The sequence below is a fragment of the Bradyrhizobium sp. SZCCHNR3119 genome (genome assembly GCF_032487775.1).
In the GTDB taxonomy this organism is placed as follows: Bacteria; Pseudomonadota; Alphaproteobacteria; order Rhizobiales; family Xanthobacteraceae; genus Bradyrhizobium.
Genome location: NZ_JAUEUV010000002.1, coordinates 965,384 through 985,152, shown reverse-complemented (window position 1 = coordinate 985,152; position 19,769 = coordinate 965,384). Strand labels below are relative to the sequence as shown.

General features: G+C 61.7%; 20 protein-coding genes. 9 read left to right on the top strand and 11 right to left on the bottom strand.

What is annotated here, in order from left to right; all coding sequences use genetic code 11:
• The first annotated feature begins 158 nt into the window (after positions 1-158).
• Positions 159-518, top strand: a complete 360-nt coding sequence (locus QX034_RS31900; protein WP_315729061.1) for a hypothetical protein — start codon at positions 159-161, stop codon at positions 516-518.
• A 167-nt stretch (positions 519-685) separates the two neighbouring features.
• Here the strand turns inward: QX034_RS31900 and QX034_RS31895 are convergent, their stop codons facing one another.
• Both QX034_RS31895 and QX034_RS31890 read right to left on the bottom strand, forming a co-directional pair.
• Positions 686-1,669, bottom strand: coding sequence for a cysteine synthase A (locus tag QX034_RS31895; protein ID WP_315766177.1), 984 nt, complete (start codon positions 1,667-1,669; stop codon positions 686-688).
• 148 nt (positions 1,670-1,817) lie between these two features.
• The gene (locus QX034_RS31890; RefSeq protein WP_316196255.1) at positions 1,818-2,270 is read right to left on the bottom strand and encodes a hypothetical protein; all 453 of its coding nucleotides are present in this window, start codon (positions 2,268-2,270) and stop codon (positions 1,818-1,820) included.
• 204 nt (positions 2,271-2,474) lie between these two features.
• On the opposite strand from QX034_RS31890, the gene QX034_RS31885 reads away from it, so the two are divergent.
• The gene (locus tag QX034_RS31885; RefSeq protein WP_316196254.1) at positions 2,475-3,914 is read left to right on the top strand and encodes an IS1182 family transposase; all 1,440 of its coding nucleotides are present in this window, start codon (positions 2,475-2,477) and stop codon (positions 3,912-3,914) included.
• A gap of 225 nt (positions 3,915-4,139) precedes the next feature.
• Positions 4,140-4,493 (top strand): hypothetical protein, encoded by a 354-nt coding sequence (locus QX034_RS31880; protein WP_315729932.1) that lies wholly within the window; start codon positions 4,140-4,142, stop codon positions 4,491-4,493.
• Positions 4,494-4,601: 108 nt separating this feature from the next.
• Here QX034_RS31880 and QX034_RS31875 read toward each other — a convergent pair whose 3' ends face one another.
• From QX034_RS31875 to QX034_RS31855, 5 genes are all read right to left on the bottom strand, one after another.
• Positions 4,602-5,954, bottom strand: coding sequence for an IS1182 family transposase (locus QX034_RS31875; RefSeq protein ID WP_315764670.1), 1,353 nt, complete (start codon positions 5,952-5,954; stop codon positions 4,602-4,604).
• Positions 5,955-6,848: 894 nt separating this feature from the next.
• On the bottom strand, positions 6,849-8,360 hold the full coding sequence (gene ppx / locus QX034_RS31870) for an exopolyphosphatase (protein WP_315703536.1): 1,512 nt from the start codon (positions 8,358-8,360) through the stop codon (positions 6,849-6,851).
• Between the two features lie 30 nt (positions 8,361-8,390).
• Positions 8,391-10,571 (bottom strand): RNA degradosome polyphosphate kinase, encoded by a 2,181-nt coding sequence (locus QX034_RS31865; RefSeq protein ID WP_315703537.1) that lies wholly within the window; start codon positions 10,569-10,571, stop codon positions 8,391-8,393.
• 109 nt (positions 10,572-10,680) lie between these two features.
• Positions 10,681-11,379, bottom strand: coding sequence for a DnaA ATPase domain-containing protein (locus tag QX034_RS31860; RefSeq protein ID WP_315703538.1), 699 nt, complete (start codon positions 11,377-11,379; stop codon positions 10,681-10,683).
• A 45-nt stretch (positions 11,380-11,424) separates the two neighbouring features.
• A complete protein-coding gene (locus QX034_RS31855) occupies positions 11,425-11,979 on the bottom strand; it encodes a CDP-alcohol phosphatidyltransferase family protein (protein WP_315703539.1) in 555 nt (184 codons plus the stop codon).
• 155 nt (positions 11,980-12,134) lie between these two features.
• On the opposite strand from QX034_RS31855, the gene purM reads away from it, so the two are divergent.
• Both purM and purN read left to right on the top strand, forming a co-directional pair.
• Positions 12,135-13,220, top strand: a complete 1,086-nt coding sequence (gene purM / locus QX034_RS31850; RefSeq protein WP_315703540.1) for a phosphoribosylformylglycinamidine cyclo-ligase — start codon at positions 12,135-12,137, stop codon at positions 13,218-13,220.
• Positions 13,221-13,224: 4 nt separating this feature from the next.
• The gene (purN, locus tag QX034_RS31845; RefSeq protein WP_315729168.1) at positions 13,225-13,881 is read left to right on the top strand and encodes a phosphoribosylglycinamide formyltransferase; all 657 of its coding nucleotides are present in this window, start codon (positions 13,225-13,227) and stop codon (positions 13,879-13,881) included.
• A gap of 198 nt (positions 13,882-14,079) precedes the next feature.
• Here the strand turns inward: purN and QX034_RS31840 are convergent, their stop codons facing one another.
• Positions 14,080-14,283 (bottom strand): cold-shock protein, encoded by a 204-nt coding sequence (locus QX034_RS31840; protein WP_409977513.1) that lies wholly within the window; start codon positions 14,281-14,283, stop codon positions 14,080-14,082.
• 509 nt (positions 14,284-14,792) lie between these two features.
• Positions 14,793-15,836: a LysR family transcriptional regulator gene (locus QX034_RS31835; protein WP_315703543.1), complete on the bottom strand. Its 1,044-nt coding sequence runs from the start codon at positions 15,834-15,836 to the stop codon at positions 14,793-14,795.
• A 53-nt stretch (positions 15,837-15,889) separates the two neighbouring features.
• Between QX034_RS31835 and QX034_RS31830 the strand changes: the two genes are divergently transcribed.
• From QX034_RS31830 to QX034_RS31820, 3 genes are read left to right on the top strand one after another with little or no spacing between them, the layout of a single operon-like run.
• A complete protein-coding gene (locus QX034_RS31830) occupies positions 15,890-16,531 on the top strand; it encodes a hypothetical protein (protein ID WP_315703544.1) in 642 nt (213 codons plus the stop codon).
• Entirely contained in the window at positions 16,518-17,141 is a 624-nt protein-coding gene (locus QX034_RS31825; protein ID WP_315703545.1) for a GNAT family N-acetyltransferase, read from the top strand. The genes QX034_RS31830 and QX034_RS31825 overlap by 14 nt, the downstream gene beginning before the upstream one ends.
• Entirely contained in the window at positions 17,138-17,719 is a 582-nt protein-coding gene (locus tag QX034_RS31820) for an isochorismatase family protein (RefSeq protein ID WP_409977507.1), read from the top strand. Before QX034_RS31825 ends, QX034_RS31820 begins: the two co-directional genes overlap by 4 nt.
• Positions 17,720-17,739: 20 nt before the next feature.
• Here QX034_RS31820 and QX034_RS31815 read toward each other — a convergent pair whose 3' ends face one another.
• A complete protein-coding gene (locus tag QX034_RS31815) occupies positions 17,740-17,913 on the bottom strand; it encodes a hypothetical protein (RefSeq protein WP_315703546.1) in 174 nt (57 codons plus the stop codon).
• A gap of 26 nt (positions 17,914-17,939) precedes the next feature.
• Here QX034_RS31815 and QX034_RS31810 point away from each other — a divergent pair, with 26 nt between their 5' ends.
• Positions 17,940-18,110, top strand: a complete 171-nt coding sequence (locus QX034_RS31810) for a hypothetical protein (RefSeq protein WP_315703547.1) — start codon at positions 17,940-17,942, stop codon at positions 18,108-18,110.
• Between the two features lie 332 nt (positions 18,111-18,442).
• Here the strand turns inward: QX034_RS31810 and rnd are convergent, their stop codons facing one another.
• Positions 18,443-19,594 carry a ribonuclease D gene (rnd, locus tag QX034_RS31805; RefSeq protein WP_315703548.1) on the bottom strand — a complete coding sequence of 384 codons (1,152 nt, stop codon included), beginning with the start codon at positions 19,592-19,594 and terminating at the stop codon, positions 18,443-18,445.
• Positions 19,595-19,769: the final 175 nt, after the last annotated feature.

Genomic DNA, 19,769 nt, shown 5'->3' with positions numbered 1-19,769 from the left:
TGCTGGAATGTCAGTTAGTTTGGCCGGATCGATATCGTCACCCTGCAGACGAGTCGACGCGATTGACCTAGCTAAGGCGGAGCACTGATTCCGCCGTGCTTGGCTAAGCGGAAGAGGGGAATTGCGATAAAGGACCGGCGCTGCACGTTGAGGCTATTATGAGCAATTTTTTGATCGCGTGGCTTGCATCCAGTGCTGCCTTCTCGATCGCTTTTGTCGCGTTCATGATATTTTGGGCAGGACTAGACGGTGTCTATCCGGGTCTGAAAGGAATTTCTCGTCTGGCGGGGGTGACAATTGGCAGCGCCTTGGCCCTCCAGTTAGTCTACGGCGGCCTGGTTTATCTGCTACTCACTCGCATCGGGGTCTGGCGCCTCTGGGCCGTCACTCTAGCGTATCTAATTCTTTGGGTACTGGCTTGGAACTCAATAGATACTTCCCGAGAGGCTTGGGGCATGCTCGCTTGGCTGGTGTTCGCCTGCCTCGTGGCTTGGGTGTTTTGGTTCGTCGCTAAGTAGCGGAGTGAGGCGGGTTGAAGTCCGTTTCTCGCCTTAAGCCAACTACGCGCGGACCGTGGCCTGCGACCGGGAATGTTCGCATGAGGATCGTGCGAAGCTGAAGATCGCTTCGACGCAGGACCAGAGCCGGAGAGCGTTTGCTCGGCGAAATGAACAAGATCACCGTCTCAGTTCATCCAAGACGGTCGGGGCAGGTTCTTCTTGCGCAGGAAGTCGGGATTGAAGAGCTTGGACTGGTAGCGCTGGCCGCCATCCGCGAGGATGGTGACAATGGTTTTGCCCGGACCAAGGTCGCGTGCAAGGCGCATCGCGCCGACGATGTTGATTGCGCTTGAACCGCCCAGGACCAGCCCCTCGTGCTCGATCAGGTCGAACAAAACGGGCAATGCTTCCTCATCGGCGATCCGGTAGGCCATGTCGATCGGCGTGCCTTCAAGGTTCTTCGTCACCCGGACTTGACCGATACCCTCAGTGATCGAGTCGCCCTCCGTCGTCAGCTCACCCCTGGTAAACCAATTGTAGAGGGCGGCGCCCATTGGATCGCTGAGCGCAATCGTCACGCCCGGATTTCGCTCCTTGAGCGCGCGTGCGACTCCACCCAAAGTCCCGCCGCTGCCGACGGCACAGGTGAAGCCGTCCACTTTGCCTTTCGTTTGCTCCCAAATCTCGGGACCGGTCGTCCGATAATGTCCGTCGCGGTTGGCGACGTTGTCGAACTGATTGGCCCAGAATCCGCCCAGTTCCTCGGCGAGGCGACCGGAATAGCGGGCATAGTGGCCCGGATCGGAATAGGGCACGGCGGGTATCAGGCGCAGATCGGCGCCGCATAGCCGCAGCATGTCCTTCTTCTCCTGGCTTTGCGTGTCGGGCATCACGATCACGGAACGATAGCCACGCACATTGGCCACGAGCGCAATGCCGATGCCGACATTGCCGGCCGTGCCTTCCACGATAACGCCGCCCGGCTTGAGTTGGCCACGTTGTTCGGCGTCGTTGATCATGGCGAGGGCCGCACGATCCTTGATCGAGCCGCCCGGATTGAGAAATTCGGCCTTGCCGTAGATGTCGCAACCGGTGGCCTCCGAGGCCGCGCGCAACCTGATCAATGGCGTATTGCCGATAGCTTCAATCAAGCCAGATCGAACACTCATGGCTGTCGGCCCCGCTGCCTGTTTGTACTCTCATCTTAGGGCCGGCCGAAAAGTGTTTGATGCTATTCTTGCAACTGGTCGAGCAAGATCATGGTCAATTTCAGAGGATAAATTGGCAAACCGTTCTCTTGCCAGTGTCCTCATCTATTTAGATGACGAGATTCGTGCTGGCGGCCGCAAGCGCGCCCCGTTCCCGGCGTACGCTCCAACGATAGACAAAACCGGCAATGCCCAGCTGCATCGCGGGAACAGCGATTTGCATAATGGCGGGCAGTGTCGCCATCCAATCAATAGGAATAACTTCTAGGATGGGTCCTCCGTACCGGCCAAACAACAGCAAAGCAACGATCGGCAGAAGAAGAAGCGCAAGGAATGCGGCGATCGTCCGCAACCATCTGTAGGAAGATCGTCTGAACGCGACGGCGGCAAAAGCTATGAAGGCAAGCCAACTGGCGTTGTCGATCAAGCGGATTGTAACATCAGGAGGTTGCAATACATTCGACCAATCGGTTGTGAAGGTGCGCAGAGCGGCATGCGCCATTTCCAAACCGGCGAAGATCGCCCCGGTGATTTCTCGCGCCCCTCTCATCTCATCCTCCATGCAAGGGCCGCTCAGATTTGGCGACTTCTCCATATCGGATCAAGCTTGCGATGTCGTCCATCACCTAGGCCCGTGCCGCCGATTTCCGCTTCCGGAGTTCAACCGGAAGCAGGCAATGATGTGACCGAAGGAGCGCATTTGACCCTGGCTGCGTGAAAACGACGAGTCAGATAGAGATCGTCTCGGGGTTTTCGGAGACGACCGATGCGACGGTTCATTGAAGGCGCGAATCGCGATCAATCGACGTTGTTGCCGGAATGCCTCGATGATTGGGTCGGTGAGAGCAATCCGGTTCGCGTTGTCGATGCGTTTGTCGAAGCTCTTGATCTCGATGGGATGGGTTTTGAGGACATCGAACCGTCGGCGACCGGGCGACCCGGCTATCATCCAGCGGTGCTGCTCAAGCTGTACATCTACGGCTATCTCAACCGCATCCAGTCGAGCCGCCGGCTGGAGCGCGAGGCAAGACGCAATCTTGAGGTGATCTGGCTGCTACAACGGCTTTCGCCCGACGACAAGACGATCGCCGACTTTCGTCGCGACAACGGCCGCGGCATCAAGAAGGTGTGCGCGAAGTTCGTTGAGCTCTGCGGGCGGATGGGATTGCTGACGAAAGCGAGCGTCGCCATCGACGGATCGAAGTTCAAGGCGGTCAACACGCGTGACAAGAACTTCACAAAGGGCAAGGTGGAGCGCCGTCGCCAGCAACTGGAGGAGAGCGCTTCGCGCTATCTCGCACAGCTCGACACGGCAGATCTGCAGGAGCCATCTGAGACTCTCGCCGCGAAGACGGCGCATCTGAAGGAAAAGCTCACCAAGCTTAAGAGCGAGATGCACAAGCTCGAAGCCTACGAAGAGGCGATGTTGGCATCACCAGATCAACAGATCTCGCTGACCGATCCCGACAGTCGGTCCATGGCAACGAGCGGCCGTGGCTCGGGCGTCGTTGGCTACAATGTGCAGGTTGCCGTAGATACCGAGCATCACCTTATCATCGCGCACGAAGTAACGAATAGCGGCTCAGATCGCGCTCAACTGGCAAACATGGGCAAACAGGCCAAGGCCGTGCTCGGCGTCGACAAGCTCGAGGCCGTGGCCGATCGAGGCTATTACACAGGGGAGGAGATCAAGGCTTGCGCCGACGCTGATATCCTTGTGACTCTACCGAAGCCAAACACGACCGGCATGGAGGCGAAGGGCAAGTTCGGAAAGCACGACTTCGCATACCTGGCCAAGCAGGATGTGTATCGCTGCCCGGCTGGCGAGTTGCTGGCATATTGGCTGACAACAGTGGATGGCGAACGCACCATTCGGCGCTACGTTACGAAAGCTTGTGGGAGTTGCCTACTGAAGGCACGCTGCACCACGGCCAAAAACCGTGTCATCTCTCGTTGGGAGCATGAGCACGTCATGGAGGATGCACAGAGGCGGCTCGATGCTGATCCTCAGGCGATGCGTCGCCGTCGCGAAACGGTCGAGCATCCGTTCGGCACACTGAAGATGCGCATGGGCGCGCCGCACTTCTTGACGAAGCGCTTGCCGAAGGTCGCCACTGAGATGGCGCTGCACGTGCTCGCCTACAATCTAACGCGCGTGATGAACATCATGGGTGCTGGTGCGCTGATCGCGGCGATTCAGGCATGAGGAGGAGTGCTGTCGCGCGTGCCGCCAACCTCATCATCGATCACAGCGGCTCGGGCAAGCCACTGGGCTGGCTTCCGGCGCCTCACCGTAAATCATGCCATTTCGGCGCCAATCCGGGGACCCCACGGGGTTCAACGCGGCGCCCCCCCGCAACAAAACGTTTTCACGCGGCCAAGACCCAAAGCGGACTATTCAGGCCACGGTGCAGATGTTATGGGATGCGGGATGTCATTTCTTTTGTGCATGCTCGCTGTTGCACTCCTCGGCATTGCCGGATGGGGCTTCATGAACGTGATGGCGGAGCTGGCCAAGTCACATCCCTATGAGCCGCTGGACACCTTTTCTCGTAGGTTCGAGGTCGATGCTTTCATCTGGAGCCCTCGTGCTCCGCTGGCGCTACGGAAGCAATACATCGCTACGCAAGCTTGCGCCGTCCCTGCGCTTCTCTGTTTGGCCGCGCTTGTGTGGATTAACGAGCCACGTCCGAATGTCCGTGCATTGGGAACTGTTGCCTTTTGCGCCATTTCATTTTTCGCAGCAGCGCTTTTGGCTTGGAAGGCCCTTCGGCGAGGGGAATGAAACATCTTGGGGCCAGCTAGTCTGCTATTGGCCGATTCCGTTGAAAAAGTCGGCAGTAGTTTCGTCGTGAACGCCAGCTGTTTCGAGGACGAATTGGCGCGGTGTGGTTCACGCGGGCGTCGGTGTGGACATCGGGATCAGCTTGGCCATCTTACGAAGATTTTGAGCGGCTGCAGCCAGGGTGAACTCGTCGCGTGCGCCGTTCGGCCCTCTTAGTCGCAGCCGATCCAGCTTGAGGATGCGCTTGAGATGCGCGAACAGCATCTCAATCTTCTTGCGGAGCCGGCGTGAAGTGCGGCCTTCCCATGAGCTTGCGATCTCGCGTGCCATGTCGCGAGCGCCCTCGTAGATCGAGCGCGGCACTTTTCGGGCCGGGGTGTTGGGGCAACACCTGCTTCTTAGAGAGCATGCTTGACAATCGTGCTTGCTCGCACGGTAGAGGACCGTCGTATCGTTGTTCACCAGCGTCCCTGTAGTGGTGAGGGGTTTGCCAGCGGGGCAGCGATAGACGTCCCTGGTATGGTCGTAGGTGAAGGCCTCACGCGAGAAGGTCCCGTCGGTGCGGGCCGACTTGTCGAAGACGGTCACGTGCGGCTCGATCCCCTGCTCGTAGACTAGCCAGCCAAGCATCTCAGCTGAGCCATAGGCGCTGTCGCCGAGAAGCCGGCTTGGATAAAGATCGAACCTTTCGATTGAACGCTCAATCATGCGCTTGGCGGCCAATACTTCTGCCTGGCGGATCGCCGTGGTCGCTTCGACATCGACGATGATCGCATTCTCGACGTCGACCAGATAGTTCGTCGAGTAGGCGAAGAAGGCTTGGCCGCCGTGCGCTCCCGTCCAGCGCGCCGCCGGGTCGGAGGGCGACACAAACTTGGGCGTGACCTCCGTCGCGGCACCGAACGCGGCATCATCAAGAACGGCAAGGTACTCGTCGATCGCTCGACCCGCAGCCTCCGGCGGAAGCCCCTTATCGCCTTCGATTCCCTTCTGCCGATTGGCATCCGCCTTGATCAGGCTCGCGTCGACTGCGAACCCTTCGCCGCCGACCAGGCGCTCCCGGATGCAGCGGCGCAAGACGGTCTCGAACACGCGACGGAAGAGATCGCTCTCACGGAAGCGGCCGTGCCTGTTCTTCGAGAACGTCGAGTGATCGGGGACAGTTCCATCCAGACCCAACCGGCAAAACCAGCGGTATGCCAGATTGAGGTGGACTTCATCACAGAGGCGCCGTTCCGATCGTATGCCGAAGCAATAGCCGATCAGGAGCATCCTGATCATCAGCTCCGGATCGATCGAGGGCCGCCCGATGTTGCTGTAGAACGGCGCCAGCTCCCGCCGTAAGTCCTCAAGGTCGACGAACCTATCGATCGACCGCAGGAGGTGGTCGGCGGGGATGTGCCTTTCCAGCGAGAACTCATAGAACAACGCAGCCTGTTCGACTTGCCGATGCCCCATCATGACCTTCAGTCCTGCCCACTAGACAGACTGAATCACCGATATCTCTGCGTCGCAACCGCTGACTTTTTCAACGAAATCGGCCCTAAGCTGACCACACGCTTGAAAGCGCCGATGTCTGCAGGTGAGGTTCACGCGGACTCCGGTCCGGGCTAGATCGATAGCTGCTGCCTTGAGGCGACGGTGCGGCCCGTTGGCGGGCGACGCTTGGGGGAGGCGAACCGGACGGGCCGATCGGTCTTGCCGGGAGCGAGATCGCATGCAGCCGCAAAATTCGCTTTCAAGCCGCTGCGCCGAAACACGAAGTTCGCCAGCGATTTCAACGCAAATCAGCCTGTCCAGTCCTCGCGTGAAAAATTTTCCTGTTTCGTATTTTCGGAAATCATGTTTCTCTGACGCCATCCCGCCTCACCACGGAGGGGCGTTGCGCGCGATCGTCACGACACGCGAGGCGGGGAGGCGGTGGCCGTGAAGCATCGGCAGCGCTCGGCGAGCGCGGACGAACGGTGCGTTGCGGACGATGAAGTCGTGTGGTCCTGGCCTCCCGGTGCTGAGGTCTGCGCGATGCGCTCCGGCGCATCGTCGCACGCGATGATGCTTCGCGTCATCGCGGGTACAGGGGCAAGAAAGCCGGTCCCTGGGGAGATCACGTATAAGTCGTAAAGCCATCGCGCAGGGAATGCCGGATGTCTCGGCTGGACCTGTGGTGACTGCCGCCTGCTTTTTCTTCTGCAGGCGGGCCATGGGTTGCGGCCAGCGCCCGGCATTCCCTGCGCCCTTCGTATGCGAGGGCGTCTGAGCTAAGCGCAACTCGGGCAGCATCTGCCGCGAGACGGTGATCGCATGTTCAGTTGGGGTCTCTCAATGCGTAGCATTGATGGCGCGGCAGATCGACAACTAGCTCAGCACCACCGATCCGGTACGGCCGATCAGGCGGGCCAGCTGCTTGAAGCGGCCGCCGACGCGGTCGGCGACGAGATCGACCATGCGATGTTCGAACACCAGCATCAGCTGGTCGTCGCGGCTGCGGAAATGGGTCGCCGGCAGCACCCCGGGGCGGGCGGCCGAGATGAGGTGCGCGACGCGGAACGCCGCGCCGAGGATCCTGGCGCGCTCGATCTGGGCCTTCGGCAGGCGCCGCATCAGAGCCGGCGGGGCCGCTTCGTCGCGAAAGCCCTCGTAACGGAAGAACACCGACAACGCGACGAAGATACGGCCCTCATGGCTGATCGAGCCGAAATTGCCGTTGAGAATGAGGCCATAGGTCTCCTCGCCTCGGTGGTCCGGATGCATCCGCCAGCCGATGTCGGACAGCAGGCAGGCCGCATGACGCAGGCGGCGCTCCTCCTCGGTCTCCTCGAGATGGGCGACCCGAACCAGCCGATCGGTCCAGTCCATCAGCTCGCGGGCATGGCGGGCCGACCGCGACAGCAGTTCGTTCAGGCTTTGCGCGGCGCTGAGCAGCCCGTCCTCGGCGCGCTCCCTCTCGGAGAGCTTGGCGTAGAGCAGGCCCTCGCGCACGCCATAGGTCGAGAACACGATGGTCTTCGGCCTGGCGACGCGGATGACGTATTCCAGCACCAAGGCCGCATAGGTGAGCAGCGGCCGCCGCGCCTCGGCCACGGCCTCGATGTCGGCGAGCATGTCGGCTGCTGCGAGCTCGCGCAGGCGGCGGGCAAAATCGAGCGCCGACGCAGCCGGAATGGCATAGCCGTGCATCACGCTGAGCGGATAGCCGCTCTGGATGATGTGGATCTTCGCCAGCGCGCGCCAGGTGCCGCCGACGGCGTAGAAGGTGCGGCCGGGCCCGGCCACGAGCTGCGGCAGATCGGTCAGTGCGTCGCGCACGATCCGCTCCGCCTTCTTCAGCGATTTTTCGGCGAGGTCCTGCAGCGCGAGCCCGCCGAGCGGCAGCGTCACGCCGCTATGGACCTGGTGGCCGCGGACATCGATCAGTTCGAGCGAGCCGCCGCCGAGATCGCCGACGATGCCGTCCGGCTTGTGAACGCCGGAGACGACCCCGAGCGCGGAATAGCGCGCTTCCTCGGTGCCCGACAGGATCTGGATCTTGGCGCCGCAGATCTTCTCGGCGCGTGCGATGAAGTCGGGGCCGTTGGAGGCGTCGCGGCAGGCGGCGGTGGCGATCGCATGCACGCGCCCGACCTGCTGCACCTTGCACAGGGCGCGAAAGCGCGTCAGCGCCGTGAGCGCCTTGTCGACGGCATCAGCTGCCAAGAGGCCGGTGGTCTGGACCTCGCGCCCGAGCCCGCACAGCGCCTTCTCGTTGAAGACGGTGAGGAGGCTGCGCTCCAGCGCCTGATACACGACGAGACGGACCGAGTTCGAGCCGATGTCGATGACGCCGACGCTTTGAGGTCGCGTCGGCCCCCGCTTGCGCGGCCGCTTCACGGCAGGATTCCGCAATACAAGACTGTCACGTCACTTGCGGCGTGTGAGGCGGCGCGGCGATGATTCCTTGAGCGACTTTCCACGGCCGGACAGACTCGGATTGGTCATGAAGTAGTTGTGCAAATTGAACGGCTCCTCGCCGGGTGCGGCCTTCATACGCTTCGACGATCCGTCCGGCAACAACTGCCAGCTCTGCTCGGTATCGATGAGGTTTGCGACCATGATCTGCTCCATGACCTGCTGATGCACCGTCGGATTTTGCATGGGGCAGAGCACCTCGACGCGACGGTCGAGATTGCGCGGCATCATGTCGGCCGAGGAGATGTACACGGCCGCTTTGGCGCTCGGCAGGCCGTGGCCCATGCCGAAGCAGTAGATGCGGCCATGCTCCAGGAAGCGGCCGATGATGGACTTGACGCGGATGTTCTCCGACAGCCCGGGAATGCCCGGGCGCAGGCAGCAGATGCCGCGCACCACCAGCTCGATCACGACACCGGCCTGGGAGGCCTCGTAGAGCGCATCGATGATGTCGGGGTCGACCAGCGAGTTCATCTTCATCCAGATCGCGGCCGGCTTGCCCTGTCGAGCGAAATTGATCTCGCCGTGGATGTGCTCGATCATTCGCTTGCGCAAGGTCAGGGGCGACACCGCCATCTTCTCGATGTCGATCGGCTCGGCATAGCCGGTGATGTAGTTGAACACACGCGTGACGTCGCGGCCGATCACGGGATCGGAGGTGAAATAGGAGAGGTCGGTGTAGATGCGCGCGGTCACCGGATGATAGTTGCCGGTCCCGGTGTGGACATAGGTGGTGAGGCTGCCGCCCTCGCGGCGCACGACCATCGACAGCTTGGCGTGGGTCTTGAGCTGCAGGAAGCCGTAGACCACCTGCACGCCCGCGCGTTCGAGGTCGCGCGCCCAGCGGATATTGGCTTCCTCGTCGAACCGGGCCTTCAGCTCGATCAGCGCGGTCACCGATTTGCCGGCCTCGGCGGCTTCCGCCAGCGTGCGCACGATCGGCGAGTTGTTCGAGGTGCGGTACAGCGTCTGCTTGATCGCGACCACGTCGGGGTCGCGCGCGGCCTGCTGCAGGAACTGCACGACGACGTCGAAGGATTCGTAAGGATGATGGACGATCAGGTCCTTCTGGCGGATCGCGGCGAAAATGTCGCCGCCATGCTCGCGCACCCGCTCGGGATGACGCGGCACATAGGGCTGAAATTCGAGATCGGGACGATCGACCCGCGTCAGCTGCGACAGCTCGTTCATGGCGAGCACGCCGTCGACCAGGAACACTTCGTCGCCCGTCGTCGACAGCGCCTCCTGCACGAAGAGACGCAGCTCCGCCGGCATGTTGGCCTCGATCTCGAGCCGGATCACCGAACCGCGGCGACGCCGCTTCAGCGCCGTCTCGAACAGCCGAACCAGGTCTTCCGCTTCTTCCTCGATTTCGATTTCGGAGTCCCGGATGATACGGAAGGCGCCCTGTCCCTTGACCGTGTAGCCGGGGAACAGACGGCCGATGAACAGGCCGGTGGCCTGTTCCAGGGTGATCAGGCGCACCACGCCGTCCTTGGCACCGGGGAAGCGAATGAAGCGGTCGAGCTTGCCGGGCATGCGGATCAGCGCATTCATCGGCCGGCCGTCGGAGACACGCGTCAGCTGCAGCGCCACCGTGAAGCCGAGGCTCGGAATGAACGGGAAGGGATGCGCGGGATCGATCGCGAGCGGCGTCAGCAGCGGGAAGATGTTGGCGAGGAAGTGATCCTCGATCCAGTTGCGCTCGGCCTTGGTGAGATCCTGGCCATCCACCAAAACCACCCCGACTTCGGCGAGCACGCGGCGCAGGTCGCGCCAGATCGCCTGCTGGTCGATCGCAAGCTGCGATACGCTTTCGTTGATGACCTTGAGCTGTTCGAGCGGGGTCAGGCCGTCCGGGCTGCGCTCGGCGATGCCCTCGCGCACCTGGGCGCGGATGCCGGCGACCCGGACCATGAAGAATTCATCAAGGTTGTTGGCGGAAATCGACAGGAACCGCACCCGTTCCAATGCCGGATGGCGCGGATTGACCGATTCCTCCAGGACGCGGCGGTTGAAATGCAGCCAGGAGAGCTCGCGATTGATGAAGCGCTCGGGGCTCGTGGCGATCGACGGCGGCGCGGGCGTTGCCGCCTGTTTCTCATTGATTTCAGTAGCTTGCGCAGAGTCCATGAGAAGTCGGTCCATCGTGAGTGAAAGCCGGGGCTGGCCGCGCGTTGCGATGCGGGCCGATCATCGGTTGACGCATCCGCGCCCATTGATGTTCCCGCCAGGGAGAACGTCAAGACGCGGGAGGTGATTGATCATGTTTTCGCAACAGTTCTACGGCGAGCGCTCGCGTCACCGGCCGGCCGAGCCGCAAGGATTCGGCATCCAGCAGGGCGACCACCTCCCGGGCGGCCGCGTAGGAGCGTTCGATCCGAGTGGCCAGATAGCTCACGACGGCCTCGTCGATCGTCAACTGGCGGTCGGCGCACAATTTCACGATCAGGGCCCGAAACAACTGGTCGTCCGGCGGCAGCAACTCGACCACCGGAATGGCGCGCAGCCGCGAGCGCAAATCGTTCAGCGCGATCGGCAGCGACGCCGGTGTCTGGCAGGTGGTGATCAGGACGTAGGCGCCGTCCTGGCGCGCCAGATTGAGCAGATGGAACAGGGCGCGTTCGTCGATGTCGCCGGCCTTGAGATCCTCCAGCACCAGGGCGCCGGTGACGAGCGCGCTGGGCACGGCGGCTGCTTCGAGCGCATGGGCCGAGAGCGAGCGCGCGCCGGCCTGCTGGGCCCAGATTGCGGCGAGATGGCTTTTGCCCGATCCCTCCGGTCCCGCCAGGAACATGGTCTTCGCGGGCCATTCCGGCCAGGCCTCGATCAGCGCGAGGCCTGCGGCGTTGCACGGGCCTTCGAAAAAATTGTCGCGCGAGAGGCTTTCGGCATGCGGCAGCGCAAGCGCCAGTTGGCGAGGAGGCGTGTGGCTGGCCACGTCAGGTCTGCTCCATCTTGGATCGGTCGTTGTGGAGCCGGTGGCTCATCTGGGTTCGATGGTGTTCATGTGACGCACCCACTCCACCAGATAAAGCGCGACAGAGACGAGCGTAAAGACGGTCACCAGGGCCATCAGGACGCCATCGTACGGGCTGGGGTCGAAGCGGAAACCGAGCGAGGCGAGCACCAGCGCAGCGAACGCAACCTGGGCCGCCGTGTTCAGCTTCGATACCATCAATGGCCGCATCGCGACCGGCCGATCGAACAGCCACGACACGATCACCGCCGACACGATCATGATGTCGCGCGAGACCACCAGGATCACGATCCAGCGCGGGATCGCGCCCCAGACGCCGAGCGTGATGAAGATCGAGACCAGGAGCGCCTTGTCGGCAAGTGGGTCGAGCAGCGCGCCGAGTTCGGATCGCAGATTGAAGCGCTTGGCCAGAAAGCCGTCGACCGCATCGCTGATCCCGGCCACCACGAACACCGCGAAGGCGATCTCCATCTGGTTGGAGGCGATGGCCCACACCACGATCGGGACCAGCAGGATGCGTCCCAGGGTAATCAGATTTGGAATAGAGTGGGGAATGGTCACGCAACACGTCCCGGCTGCCGAAAAGATCGCAATGCCCGATTCATCAGGCGGGGAGAACCAGCCAGCTCCAACATAGTATGGGGATCGATCCCTTGCGAGCCATTGCGCGCAGCGAGAATTCGACGTAACCAGCGGACGAAATTAAGGGTTTTACCATGGCCGAGCGCAAAAACGGGCTCACTTACGCGGATTCGGGGGTCGATATCGATGCCGGGAACCGCCTGGTCGATCTGATCAAGCCGATGGTTCGCGCCACCGCGCGCGCCGGCGCCGACGCCGAGATCGGCGGCTTCGGTGGCCTGTTCGACTTGAAGGCGGCCGGCTTCAAGGACCCTGTGCTGGTCGCGGCGACCGATGGCGTCGGCACCAAGGTGAAGATCGCGATCGAGACCGGGCTGCATGCCGGGATCGGCATCGATCTCGTGGCGATGTCGGTCAACGACCTCGTGGTGCAGGGGGCCGAGCCCTTGTTCTTCCTGGATTACTTCGCCTGCGGCAAGCTCGATCCGGAGACGACGGCCTCCATCGTGGCCAGCATCGCGGAAGGGTGCCGCGAGTCAGGCTGCGCGCTGATCGGCGGCGAGACCGCCGAAATGCCCGGCCTGTACAAGGATGGCGACTACGATCTGGCCGGCTTTGCGGTTGGGGCGGCCGAGCGCGGCACGCTGCTGCCGCGGGGCGACATCGCGGCCGGCGATGCGGTGATCGGGCTCGCCTCGTCGGGCGTGCACTCCAACGGCTTCTCGCTGGTCCGCAAGATCGTCGCGCAATCCGGCCTCGGTTTCGATGCCCAGGCGCCGTTCGCGCCTGTCATGACGCTGGGCGGCGCGCTGCTGGCGCCGACGCGGCTCTACGTCAAATCATGCCTGCGGGCGATCCGCGAGACCGGCGCCGTGAAGGGCCTCGCCCACATCACCGGCGGCGGCTTCACCGACAACATCCCGCGCGTGCTGCCGAAGCAGCTTGGCGTCTCCATCGACCTCGCCCGCCTGCCGGTGCTGCCGGTGTTCAAATGGCTGGCGGAGCAGGGCGGCATCGCCGAGCTGGAGTTGCTGCGCACCTTCAACTGCGGCATCGGCATGATCGCGATCGTGCAGGCCGATGCCGTGGACAAGGTCAGCGAGGTCCTCACTGCGAACGGCGAGAGCGTCACGCTCTTGGGTGAGGTGATCCCGGTCCAGGACGGTCAGCACGGCGAACAGCGCGTCGTCTATAACGGTCATCTCGACTTGGCGCGGTGACAACATGAAGCGACGTGTCGCCATTCTGATTTCCGGCCGCGGGTCGAACATGGCGGCCTTGGTCCGCGCAGCGGCAGCAAGCGATTTTCCGGCCGAGATCGCGGTCGTGATCTCGAACCGCGCCGATGCCGCCGGTCTGCAATGGGCGACCGACCAGAACGTCCCGACCCTGGTGATCGAGAGCAAGCCGTTCGGCAAGGACCGCGCCGGTTTCGAGGCGGTGTTGCAGCAGGCGCTCGATCGGCACGGCATCGAGCTGATTTGCCTCGCCGGTTTCATGCGCCTGTTCACGGCCGAGTTCGTGCTGCGCTGGCACGGCAGGATGCTGAATATCCATCCCTCGCTGCTGCCGTCATTTCCGGGGCTCGACCCGCACGGCCAGGCCTTGCGCGCTGGGGTGAAGATCTCGGGGGCGACCGTGCATTTCGTCATCCCCGAAACCGATGCCGGGCCGATCGTGATGCAGGGGGCGGTCCCGGTCGGCGATGACGACACGGCGGAGACGCTCTCGACGCGGATTCTCGAGATCGAGCATCGCATCTATCCTGCCGCTTTGCGGCTGCTTGCCGCAGGACAGGTGCGTTTGGAAGGCGATCTGTGCAAGACCACGACAGCCGGTCCGCAAGGTCAGGCGCTGGTTTGGCCAGCACCGGCCGGTTGAGCGCGCTGATCGGGCAAATTCCCCCGGCGAGGGCCGGGGGTGGGGGTCATGGCCGCCTGTGCCAGCCATGACGAAGTTTGACCGATCGGCCAGATGCGAAGATCGGCAGATCCGGTGTTGAGGTGTATTTCGGAACGCGACGGGTGTCGCGATCCGTCCAGGCGAATGGCGGTAAGAGAATAGTGTGCTGAGCTTGGTTCAGGACACTTTCAGATTCTCGGCCGACGTCTTGCCGCGACTCTCCACAAGGTCATATTCGACCGCCTGGTTTTCGTTGAGCGTGGACAAGCCTGCGCGCTCCACAGCGGAGATGTGGACGAAGACGTCCTTGTCGCCCCCTGCCGGTTTGATGAACCCATAACCCTTGGTCGGGTTGAACCATTTGACGGTGCCTTTGTGCATCGGCATCGTTGTCTCCTCGTCTAGACGAAAAAAAGACGCGGCCACGCGAATTGCGTGCCACGCCACAAACGGGCTTCCCGAAGTCTGTTCAATTTCCGAAGTCGCGAAACGCACAGTCGAACGGCCGGATCCGATTGCACCTGAGATTGCAACACGATTTGCGCCGGATAGCAAGATTGGGGCGGGCGTAGGACGAGGGCTGCGCCTGCGTCTCAATTCCGAGAGTTGTGGCTGCGGAACCACATGGGTTGCCGATGTGCCGGTCGGCGTCCGGCCGAACGAGTGACTTTGGGTGGAACTGCGGACGGATCGCCGCAGTCGGCGGCTCCAATTTGGAGGCTCCGTCTCCGTGGGCCCGTTCTGGTTCCAAGCGCCCGTACCACTCTTGCGACCTACCGGACGGGGATCGGCCCGCGGTCGCGGCTGGAGGGGATGTGGCGGCCGTTCGGAGCCGGAGGAGTATCGATATACCGCTGGTGTTGCGGCGAAGGAGGCTGCGAGTGGCAGGCCTACACAGGCTTGGGGGCGATATAACCCTGTAGCCCGAAATTCTCCCGTGATGCTGTCATGAGCGGGATCAGGGCTGTCGGGTGGATGAACTCGTCTCGGAAGCAGGCGTAGACCTTCGGATCGAAGATGCTTTTGAGCCAGTCGATGACCAGCTTATGTCGGTCGGAGTGACGGAACTCCTTGTGGTAGGTGAGCCACAGATCCATGTGGTAATTGATCCCAAGATCAACCGGTACGAGTGGCGCGCCCAAGGCAATCGCCGATGTCGGCAGAAAGCCGACGCCTGCGCCGCGCTCAATCGCATAAAGTACAGCAACGCTTGAATTGGTCGAAATGCCGACAATTCCCTCCAAGGACTCAAGACCGAGTACTCGCGCATAACCGGTCTCGTCGAGCTGAACGCCATGCTGCTTGACGATGCGGTGATTTCGAAGGTCTGCAAGCGACGTGGGCACGCCATACGCATCTCGATAGGCTTCCGAGACGAACGTATAGATGTGAAGCCTTCCCAATTTAGTGACGATGAGGTCTGGATCTGTTGGTCGTTCCAATTGAATGGAAATGTCGGCCTCGAGACGTGATACGTCCGCCTGCTCCATTGCGCAGTTCAGGTCGACCATAATCTTGCGATAGGTTTTCTGAAAGTCGATCAATCGGGGCAAAATCCAGAAATTGCCAGGACCTTCCGTCACTGCGACGCGGACTGAGCCGTGAGTGTCAGTTGACATCGAGGCCCTGCGGAAGATGTTGAAACTAAGTCGCTCCATCTGCTCCACGTCAAATAGAAGAGCATGTCCCTCATCGCTGAGCGACAGACCTGACTGATCGCGGATAAACAGCTTGCAGCCGAGCTCATGCTCGAGCCGATCGATCTTCCGCATCAACGTCGTGCCGGTCAGGCCGAGAACTTCGGCGGCATTCCTGAAGCTCTGGTGGCGGGTGCATAGAAGAAAAGCTCTCAAGTCTTCCCACGAAGCCTTAAGTGTTTCGTCAAATTTTTTGTGCTGCGTGGATGCAGCACCCCGATGCAAACGTTGCCGCATACCCTCGAGCCCCGTCAGGTATGATGAGTGATCAAGACCAGCGGGAACCATAGATGCAGAACATATTCCAAGGAAGTAGGGAATTTGCGCGTCGCCATGAGCTGGACGCGCTTGCGCCGACACGAGCAGCTGTCGCAGCCCCAGCGCAGTTGGGCGAGTTGGGTGAGCTGGCGGCCATAGCCAAGAAAGAGATTCCGGGAGTTCGTATTTCGGAAACGGCTCTCGAGCAGTTCTGGAAGCATGATCAGCACTCCATATTCGCCTTTCGTAGTGGCGCAAATCTGCTCGGGGGCATAGCCTTTCTCTATTTGAATAGTAGCGGGATGGATGCGCTACTATTGGATGAGATCGATCTGACGCAGCCTTCGCGCGAATATCTCGCGGGCGCCGGTGAAGAAGTTGAGGCGATCTATGTATGGGCGCTTGCCGCCCGCGGTCGCGGGGCGGTTGCAATCGCCAATGTTGCTCGGTTCCTTCGCGGGCCGCGATTTGTCAGCGCGGATTACTATGCGCAACCATCAAGCCGAGACGGGCGCGCGCTCCTGGTGACGCTGGGCTTCAAACCCATCGCCAGCTTCCAGCCGGATCTGTGGTGCTATCAGCGGCCCTGGAATCGAGTGCCGTCGGCAATGCAGTCCACCCATGTTTCAGTACAGCGATCGTTGACGAGGAGTGTCGCGGATGCACGCCATTAGCTCCGTTGCAACCAACAAGGCGAACCCACGGGCGATATCGGTTCGCATCGCGCGCGATGCGAACGACCTCATGCTCGTGACGGCCATCCGTTCTGCAGTCTACCTCGCCGAGCAGGACTGCCCGATGGAAGAGGAGTTCGACGGCAACGACCTGGTTGCCGCGCATTTCATCGGCTTCATCGGCAAAGAGCCGGCGGGCTGCCTGCGGGTGCGCTTCTTCGGCGAATTTGCCAAGGTCGAACGGCTTGCCGTGCGTCACCAATATCGCCGCTCGCGGCTGTCCTTCAAGCTGGTGCAGGCCAGCGTCGACTATGTGAGACGCAAGGGTTTTCGCAAGATCTACGGTCAGGCGCAGGACCGGCTGGTCGACTTCTGGGCGCATTTCGGCGCCAAGCCGATCGGGCAAAATCGCAAGCTGACCTTCTCGGACTTTTCCTACACCGAGATGGTGCTGGAGCTCGAGCCGAGCGATGACGCGATCACGCTCGACAGCGATCCCTATGTGATCATCCGCCCTGAAGGCGATTGGGATCGGCCTGGCGTGCTCGACCTGTCGGCGGGCCGGCCGCCATCTTCCCCCTTGCGCGGCGTTGCGGCAGCACGACAATGAGCCAGCCCCGCGATATGGTCGACACCATCGAGCATGATCCGCCGGTGCTCATCTGCGCCGACCTGCAATGCGAATATCTCGCGGAAGGGCGCAAGCATCTGATCGCCGATGGTGACCGGGTCATGCCGCGCTGCCTCGAACTCATGACGTTGTGGCGCGACAATCTCTGGCCGGTGATCCATCTGAAGCGGATCGCGCAGGCGGCCTGGTTCAATCCCGCCTCGAACCTGACCAATTGGATTACGGAGTTGAAGCCGAATCCCGGCGAACTCGCCTTTGAGCATCCGCTCCCATCGGCCTACAGCTCCTCGCGCTTTGCCGAGTACATGGCCAATATGCGCAGCATCCGCTGCGTCGTGCTCGGCTTCTCGCTCGACGAAACCATCCTGTCGACCGTGGTCGACGGCTTTCATCGCAGCCATCGTTATCAGGTGGTGGGGGATGCCGTGGCCTGCCGCCGGCCGGGCATCGACGACGTCGCGTCCTACAAGCTCGTCGTCACCAAGGTCATCGGCAATTTCGCAGGCGTCGTGAAATGTGCCGACCTGACCGACGCAAGCGGTCAGGTCGCGGTGTAAGCGGACAGCCGATGGCGCAGTTACTTCGACAGGCGTTCGGCGAGTTCGATCAGAACGCGCCGATCGGAGGATTCTTTAATTTTGTTGAACGCAATGATGAGCCGCAGACCCTCGACGACGTTCAGATCCAATTGATGTTCGTGCAGCAGGCGCAGCAGCCTCTCTCCCCGCGATTCGCAATCGTCCGTGCTCACGCATAAGCTCCAGAAACGAGAAGGTCATGGCGACCCGAGAGGAAGAGCTCAAGGAATTGGCCCGCACTCTCCAGGCGGCCGTTGAAAAAGCGCGTGAGCTCAACTTACCTACTAGCGCCTATATTCTGTCAATGGCTGTTATCGAAGTTTCGCAGGCATTGGCCGCCAAACAGGGCCCGGAAAATGGGACAGATTAGTGGGCAGCCGATATTGGGATCACAGCGAACTCATTTGCGTACGTCGTATTTTGAGAAACGCTAGAATATATGAGAACGCAATGTCCAAATTCCGGACTTAGCGGCTTCGCAACGCGAAGTCCGGAATTGGACAAAAAAGTCTTTGATTCCAGTGTGGTTTGGCTCCGAAATGCGAGCGTTAGTTCCGAAATATGAGCATCAATATCTGAGCGGGAGGCCTTACCGGCGGGAGTGGGCCGTCATCCGATCTGAACCAGTAGACATGATTTGTAATGGATCTGTATTGACCCTTTGCATTCTGCAATAAACCAGCGAATTTACATCCTTTGGTGTTAACTGCCGCGATCGACCCGCACAACGCGACCTTTTTCGATCGCGAGCGCCAGGCGGCCATGCTTCAACGCCAATGCGGCCTCGCCGAACAAGTCGCGACGCCAGCCGTGCAATGCGGCGACATCGGCGTTGTCGTCGAGGGCGATCTGCTCGAGATCGTCGACGGTCGCGATGACCTTGCTGGCGACGGCGTGCCGCTCCGAAGTCATCCGCAGCAACACCTTCAGCAATTCGACGATCGCAGCTCCATTGGAGTTGTTGCGCGGCTTCTCGATCTTGGGCAGGCTGGCCGGATCGCGCGCCACTCCGCGCTGCACGGCGGCGACGATGTCCGCGCCCCATTTCGAGCGCTCGAAGCCCTTCGGCAGCGAACGCAGATTGCCGAGCTTCTCGATCGAGGTCGGCGCGTGCGTAGCGATGTCGCCGATCGCATCGTCCTTCAGCACGCGGCTGCGCGGCACGTCGCGGCTCTGTGCTTCCTGCTCGCGCCAGGCGGCGATCTCCATCAGGACCGCCAATTCCTTCGGCTTGCGCACCCGGGTCTTCAGTCGCTCCCAGGCCCGCTCGGGGTGGAAGTCGTAGGTGCGCGGCGAGGTCAGCACCTCCATCTCCTCGCTGACCCAGTCGCTCCGTTGCCGTCGCTTCAGGTCGGCATCGAGCGCGGCAAAGACATCGCGCAGATGCGTGACGTCGGCCTCGGCGTAGTGGATCTGCTCCTTGGTCAGCGGCCGGCGTGACCAGTCGGTGAAGCGGTGGGTCTTGTCCGGGCGATGGCCGGTGATGCGCTCGACCAGCTGGTCATAGGCGATGCTGTCGCCGTAGCCGAGCACCATGGCGGCGACCTGGGTGTCGAAGATCGGGTGCGGCACGATGCCGGCGCGGTGCCAGATGATCTCGATATCCTGGCGCGCGGCGTGGAAGACCTTCAGCACGTTCTCATTGGCCATCAGCGCGAAGAATGGCTTCAGATCAATGCCATCGGCGAGTGCGTCGATGACGAGCGCCTCTTCCGGGCTCGCCATCTGCACCACGCAGAGCAGGGGATAATAGGTGGTCTCGCGCAGGAACTCGGTATCCACGGTGATGACGGGATGCCGGGCGAGGCGGGTACAGGCGGCCGCAAGGTCCGCGGTAGTGGTGATCAAGTCCATGAATGATCCATGACGCGCTGACTTACGCCGTCGTCCGAAAGCGCTGATATGTCAAGGGTCTTGGGACGAATTCGGGGCTTGCATTTCGGCTGGATCAGGGCCAAGCGGCCGGGAAGTGCTCGTGGGAAGCGCCCGCAGGTTGAACCGGCTCCCGCTTGATCGTTACTGATTGCGC

Coding starts and splice junctions, on each gene's coding strand:
- QX034_RS31900 (WP_315729061.1), top strand. CDS start 159: ATGAGCAATTTTTTGATCGCGTGGCTTGCATCCAGTGCTGCCTTCTCG.
- QX034_RS31895 (WP_315766177.1), bottom strand. CDS start 1,669: ATGAGTGTTCGATCTGGCTTGATTGAAGCTATCGGCAATACGCCATTG.
- QX034_RS31890 (WP_316196255.1), bottom strand. CDS start 2,270: ATGGAGGATGAGATGAGAGGGGCGCGAGAAATCACCGGGGCGATCTTC.
- QX034_RS31885 (WP_316196254.1), top strand. CDS start 2,475: ATGCGACGGTTCATTGAAGGCGCGAATCGCGATCAATCGACGTTGTTG.
- QX034_RS31880 (WP_315729932.1), top strand. CDS start 4,140: ATGTCATTTCTTTTGTGCATGCTCGCTGTTGCACTCCTCGGCATTGCC.
- QX034_RS31875 (WP_315764670.1), bottom strand. CDS start 5,954: ATGATGGGGCATCGGCAAGTCGAACAGGCTGCGTTGTTCTATGAGTTC.
- QX034_RS31865 (WP_315703537.1), bottom strand. CDS start 10,571: ATGGACTCTGCGCAAGCTACTGAAATCAATGAGAAACAGGCGGCAACG.
- purM (WP_315703540.1), top strand. CDS start 12,135: ATGGCCGAGCGCAAAAACGGGCTCACTTACGCGGATTCGGGGGTCGAT.
- purN (WP_315729168.1), top strand. CDS start 13,225: ATGAAGCGACGTGTCGCCATTCTGATTTCCGGCCGCGGGTCGAACATG.
- QX034_RS31840 (WP_409977513.1), bottom strand. CDS start 14,283: ATGCACAAAGGCACCGTCAAATGGTTCAACCCGACCAAGGGTTATGGG.
- QX034_RS31835 (WP_315703543.1), bottom strand. CDS start 15,836: ATGCGGCAACGTTTGCATCGGGGTGCTGCATCCACGCAGCACAAAAAA.
- QX034_RS31830 (WP_315703544.1), top strand. CDS start 15,890: ATGCAGAACATATTCCAAGGAAGTAGGGAATTTGCGCGTCGCCATGAG.
- QX034_RS31825 (WP_315703545.1), top strand. CDS start 16,518: ATGCACGCCATTAGCTCCGTTGCAACCAACAAGGCGAACCCACGGGCG.
- QX034_RS31820 (WP_409977507.1), top strand. CDS start 17,138: ATGAGCCAGCCCCGCGATATGGTCGACACCATCGAGCATGATCCGCCG.
- QX034_RS31810 (WP_315703547.1), top strand. CDS start 17,940: ATGGCGACCCGAGAGGAAGAGCTCAAGGAATTGGCCCGCACTCTCCAG.
- rnd (WP_315703548.1), bottom strand. CDS start 19,594: ATGGACTTGATCACCACTACCGCGGACCTTGCGGCCGCCTGTACCCGC.